This window comes from Alkalihalobacterium elongatum (assembly GCF_019024285.1).
Classification (GTDB): Bacteria; Bacillota; Bacilli; order Bacillales; family Bacillaceae_F; genus Alkalihalobacterium; species Alkalihalobacterium elongatum.
The window spans coordinates 1-16686 of the sequence record NZ_WMKZ01000020.1 but is presented as its reverse complement, the minus strand read 5'-3'; the positions used below and the strand labels follow the sequence as shown (position 1 = coordinate 16686).

At 35.6% G+C, this 16686-nt stretch carries 17 protein-coding genes; 5 read left to right on the top strand and 12 right to left on the bottom strand.

Translation table 11 applies throughout. The annotated features are described in order from the left end of the window. Positions 1-6 precede the first annotated feature (6 nt). Together GKP30_RS16630 and GKP30_RS16625 are read right to left on the bottom strand one after the other, a co-directional pair. Positions 7-429, bottom strand: a complete 423-nt coding sequence (locus GKP30_RS16630; RefSeq protein ID WP_216830592.1) for a hypothetical protein — start codon at positions 427-429, stop codon at positions 7-9. Positions 430-468: 39 nt separating this feature from the next. Next, positions 469-1215: a helix-turn-helix domain-containing protein gene (locus GKP30_RS16625; protein WP_216830591.1), complete on the bottom strand. Its 747-nt coding sequence runs from the start codon at positions 1213-1215 to the stop codon at positions 469-471. 200 nt (positions 1216-1415) lie between these two features. Here GKP30_RS16625 and GKP30_RS16620 point away from each other — a divergent pair, with 200 nt between their 5' ends. Further along, entirely contained in the window at positions 1416-2510 is a 1095-nt protein-coding gene (locus GKP30_RS16620; RefSeq protein WP_216830590.1) for a GerAB/ArcD/ProY family transporter, read from the top strand. A gap of 72 nt (positions 2511-2582) precedes the next feature. On the opposite strand, the gene GKP30_RS16615 is transcribed toward GKP30_RS16620, so the two are convergent. The 5 genes from GKP30_RS16615 to GKP30_RS16595 form a co-directional block, all read right to left on the bottom strand. After that, positions 2583-3881, bottom strand: coding sequence for an ATP-binding protein (locus GKP30_RS16615; protein ID WP_216830589.1), 1299 nt, complete (start codon positions 3879-3881; stop codon positions 2583-2585). A 59-nt stretch (positions 3882-3940) separates the two neighbouring features. After that, positions 3941-4096 carry a hypothetical protein gene (locus tag GKP30_RS16610; protein ID WP_216830588.1) on the bottom strand — a complete coding sequence of 52 codons (156 nt, stop codon included), beginning with the start codon at positions 4094-4096 and terminating at the stop codon, positions 3941-3943. 26 nt (positions 4097-4122) lie between these two features. Beyond that, the gene (locus GKP30_RS16605) at positions 4123-4680 is read right to left on the bottom strand and encodes an HPP family protein (protein WP_216830587.1); all 558 of its coding nucleotides are present in this window, start codon (positions 4678-4680) and stop codon (positions 4123-4125) included. 164 nt (positions 4681-4844) lie between these two features. Next, positions 4845-5891 carry an SDR family NAD(P)-dependent oxidoreductase gene (locus tag GKP30_RS16600; protein ID WP_216830586.1) on the bottom strand — a complete coding sequence of 349 codons (1047 nt, stop codon included), beginning with the start codon at positions 5889-5891 and terminating at the stop codon, positions 4845-4847. Between the two features lie 114 nt (positions 5892-6005). Beyond that, positions 6006-6380, bottom strand: a complete 375-nt coding sequence (locus GKP30_RS16595) for a helix-turn-helix domain-containing protein (protein WP_216830585.1) — start codon at positions 6378-6380, stop codon at positions 6006-6008. Between the two features lie 201 nt (positions 6381-6581). Here GKP30_RS16595 and GKP30_RS16590 point away from each other — a divergent pair, with 201 nt between their 5' ends. Continuing rightward, a complete protein-coding gene (locus tag GKP30_RS16590) occupies positions 6582-7628 on the top strand; it encodes a hypothetical protein (protein ID WP_216830584.1) in 1047 nt (348 codons plus the stop codon). Between the two features lie 142 nt (positions 7629-7770). Further along, the gene (locus tag GKP30_RS16585; protein ID WP_216830583.1) at positions 7771-7926 is read left to right on the top strand and encodes a hypothetical protein; all 156 of its coding nucleotides are present in this window, start codon (positions 7771-7773) and stop codon (positions 7924-7926) included. Between the two features lie 136 nt (positions 7927-8062). On the opposite strand, the gene GKP30_RS16580 is transcribed toward GKP30_RS16585, so the two are convergent. Next, on the bottom strand, positions 8063-9700 hold the full coding sequence (locus tag GKP30_RS16580) for an amidase family protein (protein ID WP_236035155.1): 1638 nt from the start codon (positions 9698-9700) through the stop codon (positions 8063-8065). A gap of 274 nt (positions 9701-9974) precedes the next feature. On the opposite strand from GKP30_RS16580, the gene GKP30_RS16575 reads away from it, so the two are divergent. Continuing rightward, entirely contained in the window at positions 9975-11180 is a 1206-nt protein-coding gene (locus tag GKP30_RS16575; protein WP_216830582.1) for a trypsin-like peptidase domain-containing protein, read from the top strand. A gap of 56 nt (positions 11181-11236) precedes the next feature. Here the strand turns inward: GKP30_RS16575 and GKP30_RS16570 are convergent, their stop codons facing one another. From GKP30_RS16570 to GKP30_RS16555, 4 genes are all read right to left on the bottom strand, one after another. Beyond that, a complete protein-coding gene (locus GKP30_RS16570; protein WP_216830581.1) occupies positions 11237-12274 on the bottom strand; it encodes a hypothetical protein in 1038 nt (345 codons plus the stop codon). Between the two features lie 14 nt (positions 12275-12288). After that, positions 12289-13239 (bottom strand): hypothetical protein, encoded by a 951-nt coding sequence (locus tag GKP30_RS16565; RefSeq protein ID WP_216830580.1) that lies wholly within the window; start codon positions 13237-13239, stop codon positions 12289-12291. 687 nt (positions 13240-13926) lie between these two features. Next, positions 13927-14772, bottom strand: a complete 846-nt coding sequence (locus GKP30_RS16560) for a pentapeptide repeat-containing protein (protein ID WP_216830579.1) — start codon at positions 14770-14772, stop codon at positions 13927-13929. Positions 14773-14918: 146 nt separating this feature from the next. Beyond that, positions 14919-15563: a hypothetical protein gene (locus tag GKP30_RS16555; protein ID WP_216830578.1), complete on the bottom strand. Its 645-nt coding sequence runs from the start codon at positions 15561-15563 to the stop codon at positions 14919-14921. Positions 15564-16033: 470 nt separating this feature from the next. On the opposite strand from GKP30_RS16555, the gene GKP30_RS16550 reads away from it, so the two are divergent. After that, positions 16034-16585: a hypothetical protein gene (locus GKP30_RS16550; RefSeq protein WP_216830577.1), complete on the top strand. Its 552-nt coding sequence runs from the start codon at positions 16034-16036 to the stop codon at positions 16583-16585. Positions 16586-16686 lie beyond the last annotated feature (101 nt).

The window sequence follows — 16686 nt, the reverse complement described above, 5'->3', positions numbered from 1 at the left end:
CCCCTATTATTCTTTACGTTTCTGTTTATGCCATGCTTGATACCCCGTCAAGTGTTCCTCGAGAAGATGATCATAGTAAAACCAAGAATGAGAATCTACCTTCGATGTATAGTCTCTTAGTCTCTTCCAATCAGCAATTAATTCTACTGCTGGTTCTACATACTTATCATTTTTTGCTGCCTTATGAATTAGGCTGAAACACACATCCCTTGTCCAATTTTTTCGCTCATATTTATTATCCTCATCTTCCTCGGGTATTCCCATTTGGTCAAATACTAAATAAATCATACTATCAATATCATCATTAAAAACTTCAATAGCTTTTGACAGCACTGGATTTTTCTCAAAAAGGTCTACAAACGAAGACTGCTTGCTATTATAAGAAGACAATGTACTAATTAGTTTTTTTAACACTTTATTATTATCCATTTTATAACTCCCCGAAAAAGTAGAATCTACTACTGTTAACTAATTTAAAACTTTTTTCCATGTTACTTGACGTTTGGTGAATGGATTTCGAATACATTCATAGTTATTTTGAACAAATATGCTTGGATCTGTACCCATTGTATAGCTGAAATCTGATGGTAAATCTGTTAACCTATCGGAAATATGATCCTTCTGCACTTCGTGATCTGTCGGAATATCAAATGTAATCTCGTCGATATTTAACTTACGAGCATAAATTTCAAATGCTTTTATAAAGGCATCCTTAATCGCCGCTTCATTAACTAAAATTCTATTAACTATAACAAAGAAGTCTACAATATATAATGAGGTTATATCTGTTCGGGTGACACGAAGGTTAAAGTCAACAATAATGGAGCTTTTTTCTTCAGAGTTTTTTACCATTGTCGTTCTGTAATTACTGTATGGGGAGATATTACAAGATACTCCTACTTCTGCAAGAAGGCCTTTTAAGTACTTACTATTTTTCGGACTGAAAATTTGTTGATTAATAAAAAGAGGGTTATCTTTTTGTTCTTCGTAGACTTTATCAAAATAAACTAAAGCTATATCATCTTCTATGAGGTCTTTAATGCTACAGTTAAACACTTGTGCCAATTCACTTGCACTGTCCATATTAAAGTTCTTCGAAGGATCATTTTTTATTGATCTTAGAGTGTTTATGCTGCGTTCACATAGCTTACTTAATTTATTTAGGGACATTTCCCTTTCTTCCATTAACTCTTTAACATTATTCTTGTAGTCCAATATAATCACTTCCCCCTCTTTTTTAGTCTATTTTTATTATAGATAGATATTTATAGTGTGATAAGCTCCATTATATTGGAGGGGTCTGTCCCCCACCGCTTTAACGCAGTGGGGGACAGACCCCATGAATAATTCACCCAAAAATTTCAAAAAATAACAAAGCGGTTAAAATTGAAGTTCTTTCTAGAGGGAGAAAGACTATGAATAATTCCTATTACCGAATTACCCCTATAGAAATGTCTATTGTCCTTATTTCTGCTGTACTGTCTAGTTCCATAATTACTGCTCCGAGAACATTGGCCTCTGAAATAGGAACGCCAGATGGTTGGATATCTATTTTACTAAATGGAATATTCATGGTTTTAACTGTTTCATTGTATGTTAAACTACAACGAAATTTTCCAGGTGAAACTTTACTACAATTTTTTGAAAAAGGAAGAGCTGGTAAATGGTTTGCTAAATTTATTGGTCTTATTTTAGCTCTATATTTTATACTAAATGTTGCACTTGTTGTTCGGGTCATGGTCTTTTCAGTTAAAATGTATTTATTAGATCAAACTCCATCAGAAGTATTAGTGGCTATTTTTTTGTTGACATCTTCTTATGCTGTAAGTAAAGGTGTTCAAGGTATCGTACATATCAATCTTATGTTTCTCCCAATTATTCTTTTTGTAATTGTAATGATTTGTTTAAGTAACTTTAATGAAATCGAATTTGGGAAAATACTCCCGATCATGTCTGAAGGAGTATTGCCTATTATAAAAGGAAGCCTTGCATTATCTCTTCCCTTTATCGGTGATATTCCTATACTTTTTTACCTTATGAGTTTTATGGGGGGAAACTTATCATTAAAACCTTTAAACATAGCTGGTGTAATTGTTACCCTCATGTTTTTACTTATTGTGGTCGTAACTAATTCAATCTTTAGTATAGAATCCATTCAAAAAATTACTTTTCCTTTTATGGAAATTGCAAAAGTAATTGAGGTACCTGGTGAATTTTTTGAAAGGTTAGAAAGTGTTACATCAGTAATTTGGATCATGGCACTATTCACTAGTACTTCGATTTATCAATTATTAGCCATTAAGATTATAAAGGATGTAGTCTCTCCAAAGGGTGGAGGGAGTTGGATTTCTCCAATCATTGTATTTATATCAATGATTGTTGCTTTTTTACCGCAGAATATAACGGAACTTGAAAGCCTAGGCAGCCCTATTACATATCTAGGACTTGGGATTACATATTCATCCATAGTCTTAGGATACTTGGCGGTTTGGAAAAGAAAACAAAGATAGGGGTCTGTCCCCCACCGCTTTAACGCAGTGGGGGACAGACCCCTATTATTCAACAAAAAAGTCAACAACCGTTTAGTCTGTTGTTGACTTACTTACACTCTCTGGTATCGAAATAGTAAATGTAGTTCCTGCGTTCAGTTTGCTATTTACCTTTATTTCTCCCTTCATTGCTTTCACAATACTGAAAGCGACCATTGTTCCTAAACCCGTACCCTTTTCTTTATTTGTGAAAAAAGGTACGCCTAAACGTGCAATTTGCTCAGAGGACATTCCAACTCCAGTATCCGTTAGCTGTAAAGTTATTTTATTATTTTCTTTGCTTACTTTAAACTCTAGCTTTCCACCGCTTTGCATGGATTCAATAGCATTTTTTGATAAATTAATTAAGCATTGATGGAATTGTTTTCTGTTTCCTAAAATATAGCTCTCTTTAATGAAAAATTTTTTTGTAATAGATACATTTTGCATTAATGCATAAGGCTGCATCACATTCGCAACATAGTTCATTTCATCGGTAATATTTAATAATTCCAGTTCAATATTTACATGTGGCTTTGCAAACGTAAGGTAATCTGAAATGATCGATTCAGCACGGTCTAATTCTTGAAGGGACAAGTCTAAATAAGTATCTTTCTTCTTATCGTCAATACCTGGACTTTTGAGTAGTTGGATAAATCCTCTTGTGACTGTTAACGGATTTCGAACTTCGTGAGAGATGCTAGCCGCCATTTCACTAAGGCTTTTTAATTTTTCATTATGATATAGTTGCTGTTTCATTGTGTGGATTGTAATTAAGTATTCAAGAAAATAAACAGAAAGACCCATCGTTAAAGCTTGGGCAACAATAAAGGAAGATAAAAAAACAGTTGGAGCGTGAAGGATAAAGCCAAATAATGTATGACAAGTAATTAAGCTAATAATAGCAACAAGTCCAAGCAAAGCCATCGTGCCAATTATTTTTGTTTTGAGAGAATATGTTTGATATTTTGGTATTAGTAAAAATAATAGAACAATTAATAATAAAGTACTATCTATCAAGGCAATATAAAAACCTGCGCCACCTATATAAAACCGGTAAGTTAAGATTACAAAATAGAGGAAAATAGCAACCCTTTTTCCACCATAAAGGGCTCCTAATACAAATGCAATATACCTTAGATCAAATAAATGCCCTTCATAGTTTGTAATTGGGAAATTCATACATATCAAGATTGAGATACTAAAAACGGTAGCTAATATGATGTTTTTGTACTTTAAATCTGTATTAATATAAAAGAGTTGGAAGATTAAGATAGGTAATAGAACAAAAAGTATATTAATAAGTAGATTTTCCATATTAGCACCTAATTTCCTAGTAATTACCTTAAACATATCACATAACTACTAAATAAAATAGGAATTTATAAGAAAGAGGTCTGTCCCTCACCGCTTTAACGCAGTGGGGGACAGACCCCTTTTTCAATATCATTTTCTTCAGATTGGAAACAAATGAGTTTTCCTTCTTTTAGTATAGTCCCATTTAGAAAACCGCTTTTGCAGTAGATAGTTTTAGAACACCGAGAACATGTTCCCACTTTTTCATCCATTAACGATTACTCCTAGATTAATAATCTTAAATCCAGTGTTTAGGATATTGTCTATCCTTAAATAAGTTATTATAAAAAACTGAGAACGCCACCACTAATATAGCACTTACAACAATAGCGACGAAAAATCCCCATCCCACTTGTACATTGATAGCTACTACTGCACTTGCAGCTGCTGGAGGGTGCATCATGTTTAAAATAGCCATTAAAAAAATAACTAGTGCTAACGTTATTCCTATTGTTAAATAAGTTCTCCCCAAGAACTCCCATACAGTAAGAGCAGCAAGTGTTGCTATAATATGTCCACCAATTACTGAACGAGGTTGTGAAAAAGGACCGGAATAAGCAACAAACACCAACAGACAACTTGCACCTATAGGTCCCAGAACCATTGGGTAACCTAAAGTAAAAGCAACTAAGCTAATTAAACACATCGCAAGTAGCCCTCCAAGAGCTGAAACCAAATGCTCAGTAATCTTATAGCTTGATATGTTACTTTTTTCACCTTTCATTTTCTTAATATAAATTGAAAAAAAAGATTCCTCTTGATTAAGCTCACTTTTCATTACTTTTTCTGAATTCATATCAATACCCCTCACATTTTTTTTCAAGTACTTTGTGAGAAACTCTTCCATAAATTTCATTTTAATGGTAAGTGACGATTTTGTGAACAAAAAAATTTATTTTATCTGCAAAAAAGGGGTCTGTCCCCCACCGCTTTAACGCAGTGGGGGACAGACCCCTTCTTTCATTCGCTTTTTGAAATAATCCTTTGGAGCATGTCTATATCCGTGTTAAGAGGGGGGATTCCCGCTTCTTTGCAAAGGTGCTGGGTGTTTGTATTATCAAACACGATGGTACGCTCCCAGTAGGGATGGAAGATTCGTAAAGGTTCATTAATTAATTTTTCTTCGCTTGTTAATTCACCATCATAGGTTGTCGGGACCAATACGAGCGATTGAATCCCAAGGGCCTCTTTTACTAACATATACAAAGCTTCATTAGAAGGTGGATTATTCGTAGTCAGATGATAAATTTGATCCTTCTTGGCATACTTCAAGCCTGCAATTAAAACCTCGGATACAAAATCTACTGGTACAAAATTTTGATGTGTTTCTTTATTACATAGTAACTTAAAGGGTTGATCGTAGGTTTGTTTGCTTCGCTCCATCCGTCTTTTTAATAGCTTTAAACTTTTTATTATTCCGTAGAGAGCAAACGAGGTGTCGGCTTCTCCAGTTTTGGAATCTCCCATAATAATAGACGGACGGAAAATACTCACATCGAATTGATCAGCATATGAAAAAACTAAATGCTCGGCTTGGCATTTACTTTCTTCGTAAAAATTTACAAATGATCGATCAAGGGAATGAAGCTCTTCTTTCGCATAAACTTCTGTCCCTAATGTATAAGCTGTACTCACATGGAAAAAGCGCTTAGCACTTATCTTCTTTGTTAGTTCTAGAAGATATTTCGTACCTGTTACATTGATGTGGAAAGTTTTATCCTTGTCTTTTGGATCAAAGGATAAATAGGCAGCCATATGATAAACGGCATCTATTTGATTCTGTTTTAATGTCATTATCGCATCTTGTGAAAGGCCAACATCCTCTAGAGAAATATCGCCTTCTATGATATGAAAACGCCCTCTATGTTCAGTTGGGATGCTGGCTAATAATTTATCACCTTTTCGGGTATTTCGTATGATGGAAAACACCGTATGTCCCGTTCGGAGCAAGCCTAATATAACTTGTTTTCCTACAAACCCAGTGCCACCTGTTAAAAGTACGTTCAATGTTTGTCCCCCTAATATGGTAGTGATTTATAGTATTAATTATATTTAAATAATAACACATGAGATGGGGTCTGTCCCTCACCGCTTTAACGCAGTGGGGGACAGACCCCATTTTTAACGCATTTTCTTCATTATTCTTTTAGCTTTTATATAATCAAGTGTTTCTTTTAGTAACGCCTGGTCTACGATTTCATCCTCAATAATGAGTTTGTACTTTCCTTGCAGAAGTCCTATATCAGAAATTAGATAATAATCATCGGAATTTTTATCATCGGAACGGCTAGGACTATTCGAATACCCTACTAAATAATCAATTGAAACGTTAAACAAGGAAGCAATTTTTTTCAATGTCTCAGTTTCTGGAGACCGAATCCCGTTTTCGTAACCAGAGACAGCGACCTTTGAAACCCCAAGTTTATCTCCTACTTCTTGCTGGGTTAATCCGTTTTCTTTTCTTAAACGTTTAAGCCTTGATTTAAAGTCTGGCATGAATAGCGCTCCTCCTTATTAAAACAGTATGCATTTAGTTAATTATACCATTGCAGTACAGGCTATCTAACTATGGGATATTTTAGCAATAAAGTTAACTTTTAGATGAAAAATCATTGACTGTTAACATGTAGTTAACTATACTAATCTATGTTGTGTAAAACAAATAAGTTACAAAAATTTTAAGGGGTGTAAAAGATTTTGAAAAGATTTAAGGGAATTTCAACAATTTTAGGTGCTGCTTTTGTAGCAATGACATTAGTAGCATGTTCGAACTCTACTTCTAGTGAGCCAGCAGCAGAAGTAGAAGCTGCTGAATTAACGCATGTCATCACAGAGGAAGAAGTTCTGGAATTTCAACAAAGCTGGGGAGAAGGAATTGTACATATAGGAGAAGTATACAGCGAGGGTGGCGACTATGAAGCTGCTGCTACTGAACATATCGAACGATTTTATGGTTATGACATGAGTGAAGTTCTTTTCAAACCAACTTTAGCCAGAGAGGAACGTTTCCGTGGTACCTTTGAAAGTGCTTTATCTTATTTCATAGGTGGAGATATTGCCGAGGATAAAGGGTTTGCTATTACACCTTGGTCAGATGTACGTTGGGAAAATGAAGGGGTTTTAATTGAAGGAAATAAAGCTGTAAGTATGGGCGTGTATTATTTCACACCAGCTAATGGAGGAGAGCCTGTAGAAGTAGAATACACTTTCACTTTTAAAAAGAATACTGATGGCGACATGAAAATTGTCCTTCACAGCTCTCATTTACCGTTTAGTGCTGCTCAAGCAATCACAGAAGAGGAAGTATTAGAATTCCAGCAAAGCTGGGGAGAAGGAATTGTACATATCGGAGAAGTATACAGCGAGGGTGGCGATTATGAAGCCGCTGCTGTTGAGCATATCGAACGTTTCTATGGTTATGACATGGGCGAAGTTCTTTTCAAGCCAACTTTAGCTTTAGAAGTACGTCACCGTGGTACATTTGAAGAGGCTTTATCTTATTTCATCGGTGGAGATATTGCCGAGGATAAAGGGTTTGCTATTACACCTTGGTCAGATGTACGTTGGGAAAATGAAGGGGTTAAAATTGAAGGAAATAAGGCTGTAAGTATGGGCGTGTATTATTTCACACCAGCTAACGGAGGAGAACCTGTTGAAGTAGAATACTCTTTCGCTTATACAAGAAATACTGATGGCGACCTGAAAATTACTCTTCACAGCTCTCATCTGCCGTTTAGTAACTAATTAAATGGGGTCTGTCCCCCATTGCGTTAAAGCAGTGGGGGACAGACCCCGTTTTTTGTCGAAACATTTGTTGAACTTTAAGTGCTTTTTTGTGCTACCATATTAGAGGGAAATGTATAGGAAATTAGGAGGGTTAAAAAAGTTGGCTGTTAAGACAAAATTAGATGAAAAGGCATTACTAGACATCCTGCAATATGTTCATGATAAAGCTAGTAATGACTCTTCAATCGATACAAAAAAACTAGTAGACGATATTTCAGAGAGACTAAGGCCGTTTGTAAATGAAGTAGCAAAATAAACGTTAGTGATACTTAACAAATAATATTTACTAGAGGAAGCCTATAAAATATTGTTTGAAAAAGTATTTCTAAGAAGAAAGGGGTCTGTCCCCCACCGCTTTAAAGCAGTGGGGGGCAGACCCCTTTTATTTACTATTACTCAAAGCTCGGTGCAACGCGTTTTTGTGTGGCTTGCTCATATGAATAGGCTAATTCAATTAACCTCGCTTCACTGTATGCCATACCTGTAAACGTGACACCTACTGGCATACCTACATTCGAGTATCCAGCTGGTACTGTAATAGAAGGATAACCCGCCCTTGCAGGCATTCCAGCACCTCGGTTATTGATAAACAATAACGCGTCAAGATCGTGTTCTGCCATAACCACATCGATTCCTTCTGTTGCATTGTATCTATAGTCTTTTTCACGATGGTCTAAATACGTTGGATCTAGAGGGTCGTCGCTCATACCTTGAGCACGCTCTAAGTGAACTTGTCCAAAGCGCATCCTAACATCAGGATCCTGTTTATTAAACTCAATAACATCTGCTAATGATTTGACAGGTACATCATCTGAAACCTTGCTTAAATAAGCGTTTAAATCATGTTTGAAATCATGCCATAAAACAATTGAGCTGTGTGAAGATGGCGGTCTTGGAATCGTTACTTGTTCAATAATCGCCCCTTGTGCTTTCATCTCTTCAATGGCTTCTTCTAATATGCGTCTTTGTTCCACCTGAGCTTGACCATTACCACCTGCAAAGCTGTAATCAATACCAATTCTTGCTCCTTGTAAGCCATCTTTCTTTAGATGTGGTGTGTAATCAGTTAGTGATTTTCCTTCACTTGTTTTTGTAATTGGATCTGTTTCATCGATGCCTGTCAGCACTCCAAGTGTAATCGCTGCATCGGTTACTGTACGAGTCATTGGACCAGCAGTGTCTTGAGTGCTTGAAAGCGGGATAATTCCAGTTCGGCTTATTAACCCGACCGTTGGTTTGATGCCCACCAGAGAGTTTGCACTAGACGGGCTAAGAATGGAACCAGATGTTTCTGAACCAATCCCAACAAGAGCGAAGTTTGCGGCAATCCCTGCCCCAGTACCCGAGCTTGATCCACCAACACTTCCTGTTGCAAATGTATCTGGACCATATGGATGTAAAACTTGTCCACCTAAACCACTGTAACCACTAGGCGCACCTGTTGTCATGAAATAAGCCCACTCACTCATGTTAGCTTTTCCAAGAATTATCGCTCCTGCTTCTCTTAGTTGCTTAGCAACAAAGGAATCTTCAGTAGCATAGTTATCTTTAAGAGCAATTGTACCTGCCGTAGTTGGCATATTATCTTTTGAATCAATGTTATCTTTTAAAATGACAGGAATTCCATGCAATGGACCCTGATTTCCTTTTCCACGAATTTTGTCCATTTCAGCTGCGATTTCTAACGCTTCTGGATTAACCGAAATGATCGAATTAATTCCTGGACCGTTTTTATCATATTCTTCAATTCTATCTAAATACATTTGTACTAATTCTACCGATGTAATTCTGTTTGTTTGAAGTGCTCTTTGAACCTCGGCTATCGTTGTTTCTTCAATCTGAAAGCTTTGTAGTCCAGTAGCTTTCGCCGCAGTGGGGTTTTTCGATACAGCTTCTGCTGCTTTTGGATTTACTTTGTTAGCTAAGCCCTGTGGTGACTGGGCGAAAGCGGCCCCCATTGGCAAAAATATTCCCAATATGAACACGAATGTTACTACAACTATGCTTTTAATGCTGTTTTTAACCTTCATCGTTTTTTCTTCCACTCCCTCTACTTTTTTTATATTCTCTATTAACCTCCCATTAACTGGAATAACTAAAGGGTATCTTTCGGAGTCCGTAATTTCAAATGGATTGTGAGATTTGTTTACAAGGTTTTTGAAGGGGGTCTGTCCCCCGATGTGGTAAAGCATTAACGCGGTGGGGGTCAGACCCCATATTAGTAATTTTGAACTATATAGTTGGTAAATTATGTAGTAAAATGAAACTATGCTTAAGATTCTCTACCAAAAAGGGGAAATTATTATGTACTGTCCAAAGTGTGGTGTTCAATTAAACAAGGAAGCTAGATTTTGTTCAAGTTGTGGTAATAAACGAAAAAGAAAGCCCTTTCTTCTAATAGTTTTAGTTTTAATACTTTTATCAGTGAGCGGGTTGGTGTTTGTTGAAGGGTCAAAGTTACTTCGAGATCATCAGTCAGCCAGTGAGGTACAGCCCGTTTCCGTTTCTTTAGACAAGGAACCACCACCTGTCGAAGAAGAAGCTCCACCCGTTATAAAAATAGAGCAACCGAAAGACGAAAATAAGGTTCGACAGCTTACAGACATTATTGCTGATGCCCAGCAAAATGTTTACACAATACACACCGTATTTGGTCAAGGATCAGGCTTTTTATACAATGATACTGGTATTGTCGTAACAAATGCACATGTCGTAGAGGGCAGTATTGATGTACTGGTAACCTCTATTAGTGGAACAGAGCATGCAGGGAAGGTCATTGGTTATTCAAATGAAACCGATGTCGCAATTCTTAAGGTAGAAGATTTTATTGGAAGGAAACCATCAAAAATTGAAGCTGAAAAACCATCATCCGTTGGTGAAGAAGTCATTGCACTCGGAAGTCCACTAGGCTACCAGAATACAGCGACAATGGGCTATATTACAGGTGTAGACCGAAACTTTTATATTGATAACTTTGTGTACTCAAATTTATACCAGACTTCTGCCCAGATTGCACCAGGGAGTAGCGGAGGCCCATTAGTATCACAGAAGACAGAAAGGATTATAGCAATTAACTCAGCGATAGATACAAGAGGCTCGTCCATTGGGTTTAGTATACCAATCTATACGGTACACCCACTGATTGAGTCATGGATTAAACAACCGATGTCAGAAGAGCAAATTTATGCGGAGTTCTATTATACTGACGGCCTCTTTTTCTATGACTATTTATGGGAATACATTGATAGCTGGTACTTTGACGGCGGAGATTATTCGGATAACTCTTCCTACTTTGAGTACTGGGATTTTGATTTTGAATACGATGATTACTATGATTGGGAATTTGATTATGACAACTATTATGAGTACGAGTACGGTACTGATTGGGACTGGGATTATGATTATGATGACTGGGATTTGGAGTACGATGAAGAATATGATGATTGGGAATACGACTTTGATGATGAGTATGATTTTGATGACGATGATTGGTGGTTCGAGGAAGAGTAAGATGGGGGTCTGACCCCCACCACTGTAAAGCAGTAACGCAGTGGGGGACAGACCCCTTAATAGGTCGCAGCAACAAAGGTATTTGCAATATGCTCGGTAATCGGACCATATCGTGCTTGTTTACTCGCAGGGTAACTAATAATAAACGTATTAAACGTACTATCGTTAAAGAAGAACTTCTTATATACAATCGTCCCGTTTTGATTATAGGAGATCACATACCAATCTTCTGTCATCCTTTGATAACCAATCGACCCAGAAATCCTATTTAAATCATCATAATAATAAGTTTCGATCGTTTCGTCCATATCAATGACATTTGTATGGCCGCCAAAGGCTACGACTTCAAGCTCATCGTTGTAAAACCTTCTACCATCATCGTTTGTTGGGGGAGGTGCCATCGTTAAATCACTCGGATATTGAATCGAAAAGCCAAACCGTTCATTTTTATAAGTCTGATAAGAAACTTGTTTTTTCCTAGCTTCTTCTTGTTTCTTCGCTTCCTCCTGCTTTAAAGCCTCCTCTTTTTTCTTTTGCTCTGCTTCTTCCTTTTCCTTTAAAAAGCTTTCGAGCTGTTCTTTTAACTTTGTTACATCAGCTTGATAGGCTGCTAGAATGTCATTTGAGCGAATGGTTTCCTCTAAAAGCTGTATCTTTCTTTTGATCTCATTATAATTTTCCTTGAAGCTAAGACCTTTAACTTGTTCTAGCTTTTCTTCAAAATTAGTGACTATTTCTTTTTTTGCTTGAATTTGTTCCTCTAGTTTTTTTGCTTCCTCCTGAAGTGATTTCAACCCGTTTTCTTGGTTGATCACAACCGAAAGAGATTGTAGTGCTTTTTCAAAATCCCCTTGTTCGGCTGCTTCCAAAGCATTGGCCATCTCTTTTGCCTGCTCATAGTATGCGGCAGCTTGTTCATCGTTGGCCTTCTCTTTCAAAGCTAATTCAAAATACAGTGCTGCCTTATGGTAATCTTTCTCTCCTAAGCTCTCAATCCCTTGATCCACCGCCTTTTGATACTCATTATTTGAGCATGCAAAGAGGGTGGTGAAAGCTAGCATAATAATTAATATAAGGAGTAATCGTTTTTTCATAGTTTTAGCTCTTTTCATATTTTATTGGGGTCTGTCCTCAACTGTGGTAAAGCATTAACGTGGTGGGGGACAGACCCCTTATAAGACTCGTTATAAATGTTTGGAAAGAACACAATATCCGCTTGTTCATATCTGTAAAAAGGATTTATTTGATCCCAGCCCTCTCCCATAGTCCTACTAGGTAATTTTTCATTCTCCGAATTTTTTGCTATTGTACAAACATAAAAATACTTATCTAATAATTCATAGATCATATAATATGTGAGTTGATCGTGGATTGCTGCCCTTGTTATAACCGAGATGTAGATGTTCTTTGGAACCATATGTTCATAAATTAGCTTATTACTTGTCTCCCCAGATTCGATAATTTCGACGGCTTTTTGAGTAATAAAATCAGAAATACTATGTTTCTTAGAATCTAAGTTCTTCTGTCGATAAAAACTTTCCGTAAGAAAATAGAGGTCTTCTCCTGTACCTTTTGTAAAATGGTATTTTCGCAGCCCGTCATCTTTGATCTCCTTTTTTAACAAAAGTGCGTTATATAAATTTTCTGTTAGAAAATGAATAAGCTCTTTCCTGAACGGGGAGTCCCTTAACCTATGGTTATCCATTTCTTTATTGGGCGGTTGTGTTTTAATATTTTCTTTCTTGTTATTATGAGGCTTTATGTTTATATCTACAATTGCCTTATTTCTGTTTTCTTTAGGAGAGTTTACTAGTTTTGAGTCTTTTTGGTTGTATCCCTTTTTTATACGGTTCCATTGCTCTGACCTTGTCACTGCATAGCCTATGGCTTTCTTTACTGCAGGTTCGGAATACGTTGTAAGGACATCATTATAGTACATTGATTCTTTGAAGAGATCGACCAAGTCAGCAGTAGTATAAACAATCCCATCTTCAACAACCTGTCCTAAATCATTTATAAAAAGCAAAGTTTGTTCATTTAAATTATAGGAACTTTTCACAGGGTGCCTTACACTCCTTTTCTACTTCTTTTTAGCTATCTCAAGCCATCATAGACCTACTTTTATATACCAACTTTCCACTAGCTACAACTGCAATTTCCCCTTGTTCGCTCAATCTCCTCTGAAACGAGTAACTGACCCATCTGTTTTAGAATACTGATATAAAAATATTAGCATAGGTCTATATACTTACCTTAGCGAAAATTGTCGAAATTGAGAAATATTACTTTCAAGAGATTGCATATTCTAGCACACATTAGGATAAAGTATTAAACGCAGTGGGGGACAGACTCCGCTGCTCTTGAATTAAAGGATTCCTTACTCTTGACGTGAATTAATAGAAGGATATTTACTAATTTATTGAGGAGGGAGAGAAACATATGAGCATTGTTATGATGGTAGCATATCGTCCAGTAATTAGAAGAATATAGATAGTAGGGGTGAGTGGGTTTCATACTACCAAAACATATATTAGGCTTAAGTATGGTGGAGAGTCAGATTGTATATAGAGTAGATTTGTATGAATGTTTCAAAGAATGGTTTAATTTAGTAGAGTAATAAGTTATAATTATTTTACACTCATAGCTTAACTGGTTAAAGCACACTTACTTAAGTGAGATGCGGGTTCAAGCCCCGCTGAGCCGATGAAATATTCAATTATGTTTTTTGGGCTCAGCGTAGCTTTTATTAATCATTTGAATTGAATTTCTCTGGATATTGTTTTTTAAGATCGTCGTATATTTGACGATCTATTTTTATTTTATTTAGTAATTTAGCTTGTTTTAGCTTTTCTAAATCTAAATTTTTAACATTTTTAAAATTAGCATGTGATAAATTAGCACCAATAAAATTAATATGTTCAAGGCTAGCACCTCTAAAGTCAGCGTTTTTTAAGTTTGAGTCTGAAAAATCACACTTATATAAGTCACAATTTTTAAAGATAACTCCCTTAGCTTTACTATTGGAAAAATGCCCATTACGAAGATTGCAATTAATGAAATTTACATTAGATAACTTTGCTTCTTTAAAAATAGCTCCTTTAAAATTGCATTCCTCTAGGGTACTATTCTTTAATGTACAGTTGAAAAATCTGGCACCCATTAGTTTACTGTTGTTTAGATTAATTTGGCTTAAACTAGTTTCATTAAAACATATCTTACTTAAATTAATGTTCTTACAACCTAAGTTTATTAGCTTCTTAAGTGTTATTACATTCATTAATGCTACATGTTGACCTTCTTGTTCTCTGTTGATTTCTAACAATTCTTTATTTATTTTAACTTCTGTATTCCGTTGCATTTTACTGCTTTGCTTATTAATCAATATAACTACAATAAAACTAAAAACTAAAAAATCAATAATACTAGAATTTAGATTTATCAATAATCCTATCCAAGAATCCTCACTATTATAAATCCCAAAACTCTTTGATTGTGGGAATTCATAGAAGTAAACTGATGCTAAAATAACAAATACTGAATATAAGAATACAACTAATAACACACTCCAGTAATCTATGAATAGGTTTTTCATATTCTATACCCCATTTTGATCTTAAATTTAATTGCAGCTATGTACCTGAAATAATCTCTATTAACGCAGTGGGGGTCAGACCCCCTTTTAGACCCCTTTTTATAAATTGCAATGGTCTTCTGAACTTCAATAATCATTGTGTTGATCTATGCACTCTTACTTTTTGTATAGTAAGCATGAAATGTTAGAAATAGTGTTTTCTTTGCCCGCTTATCAAACTGCCTACTGCGGTCAAATAGCAATATACAGATGCCTATAGAAAGAAGCGCAAGTAAAACTACAAAAAATGAGTTAAATCGTTCAGGAAAAATCCAAACATATCCAAATACTGGATGGAGTATTAGTACAAAGAATGTTAAACAAAATAATACTGCTAGAGAACCAAAGTAGTCTGAAATTGCAACAAATAACTTATTATCCACCTTTCCACCTAGGGCATTTAAGGCTGAACTTGCTAATGTTCTTGTTTCATCTTTTGGATCTTCATTAAGACCATAGTATTCTTTAATAGAGCTTATAACTTCGCTTCTCAAATGTTTATCTTCAATATTTTCAATACTTGTATCCCCATTATAAACACACAAGTGTAAAAATTTCTGAAATGTTGTTTGAATAACACTACCAGAAATATAGGCACAGACAAGCCCTAACACTATATATCCGATATTCCAATCTATATTACTAAAAACTTCCCAAAGTCTTTGATTAGTTAATAATAAAATTCCTAAAACACCAAACCCAGGTATCAATATTCCAACAAAATCGTAAAAACTTAATTTAATATTTTCCATTAAACATCACTACCCTTAACCTTTTTTATAGTCCAACTACATTACTTGTTAAATCTGCTAATTTATGAAAATTGTAACATTTTGTAATTTGTAGTACTATTATAGCAAACTTGAGGTTGTGTGTATCGGAAAAATAGGTTAATAGACTCATTTTGTGGGGGGAACACTGAAGTTTTTTTGGTGATAGAGCTGTACGTATGAAACATATGGAAATATATATGAGGAAGAGTGAACAAATTGTCTAATAGATTTTATGAATCTCGAGATTTGTTTAATAATGGGGAGTTGTATTTAATAATTTAAACGGACTAAATGAGAGAACAAGTGCCGAATCTAAGATAACAATTATAGGTCACTTAGATGACTTTACTAAGTCGACGCTATTTAAAAATTATGATCGTATTGCTGAAAATTTAAAGGTATACCCTACGATCACAATTTACCCTAGAGGACATGAACTAGATGGTGGTATGGGTGGGTTTTATTACGCAGATAGAAACCATATTGATATGATTGATCATTACTATTTAATATCAATTTTATCACACGAAATGAGGCACGCTTTCCAGTATATTTACTATCCTGATTTATATTACGCTACTGAATATGGAACGGCTAGAGAATATTTAGATTGCTATATTGAACGTGATGCGAGAGGATATTCACTGGATTATTGCGTAGCCAGAGAGTATTGGGAGGAAGCTGATTTTATTAGAGAGGACGAAGAACAGTTAGAATTAGTGATACAAAAGAGATTATCAGCTAAATCAAGAGGAATAAGTGAACGGTTCTTTCGTTTAAATCCTGCTGAAGCAACCACAGTGTCTCGTGACTACCATGTGCAAAAGAGTTCTACTTCTAATGATCCCCAGACTGATGGTGGAGATAAAGTGGTGGTCTTTAAAAAGAAGAAAAGGATCTGGAGTTCTTTGGTAGATACCGTTCGTAGGGTAGTAAGGTTGGGGCTCACACTTATTGTAGGCCTCTTTCTGTTAAGTTTACTTTTTTTTATATATACATAGGGGTCTGTCCCACTGGCGTTGCACGCCTTTAAAATAGTTCCATTTTTTCAAAAAATAGTATTTACAGACATAAAAAAAACTCCTATCGTAGAAGTTGTTGA

Bases quoted from the DNA above. Each gene is read 5' to 3' on its own strand.
- GKP30_RS16575 (WP_216830582.1), top strand. From the start codon at position 9,975: ATGTACTGTCCAAAGTGTGGTGTTCAATTAAACAAGGAAGCTAGATTT.
- GKP30_RS16595 (WP_216830585.1), bottom strand. From the start codon at position 6,380: ATGCCAGACTTTAAATCAAGGCTTAAACGTTTAAGAAAAGAAAACGGA.
- GKP30_RS16620 (WP_216830590.1), top strand. From the start codon at position 1,416: ATGAATAATTCCTATTACCGAATTACCCCTATAGAAATGTCTATTGTC.
- GKP30_RS16570 (WP_216830581.1), bottom strand. From the start codon at position 12,274: ATGAAAAAACGATTACTCCTTATATTAATTATTATGCTAGCTTTCACC.
- GKP30_RS16560 (WP_216830579.1), bottom strand. From the start codon at position 14,772: ATGAAAAACCTATTCATAGATTACTGGAGTGTGTTATTAGTTGTATTC.
- GKP30_RS16555 (WP_216830578.1), bottom strand. From the start codon at position 15,563: ATGGAAAATATTAAATTAAGTTTTTACGATTTTGTTGGAATATTGATA.
- GKP30_RS16605 (WP_216830587.1), bottom strand. From the start codon at position 4,680: ATGAATTCAGAAAAAGTAATGAAAAGTGAGCTTAATCAAGAGGAATCT.
- GKP30_RS16630 (WP_216830592.1), bottom strand. From the start codon at position 429: ATGGATAATAATAAAGTGTTAAAAAAACTAATTAGTACATTGTCTTCT.
- GKP30_RS16580 (WP_236035155.1), bottom strand. From the start codon at position 9,700: ATGAAGGTTAAAAACAGCATTAAAAGCATAGTTGTAGTAACATTCGTG.
- GKP30_RS16610 (WP_216830588.1), bottom strand. From the start codon at position 4,096: ATGGATGAAAAAGTGGGAACATGTTCTCGGTGTTCTAAAACTATCTAC.
- GKP30_RS16615 (WP_216830589.1), bottom strand. From the start codon at position 3,881: ATGTTTAAGGTAATTACTAGGAAATTAGGTGCTAATATGGAAAATCTA.
- GKP30_RS16550 (WP_216830577.1), top strand. From the start codon at position 16,034: ATGGGTGGGTTTTATTACGCAGATAGAAACCATATTGATATGATTGAT.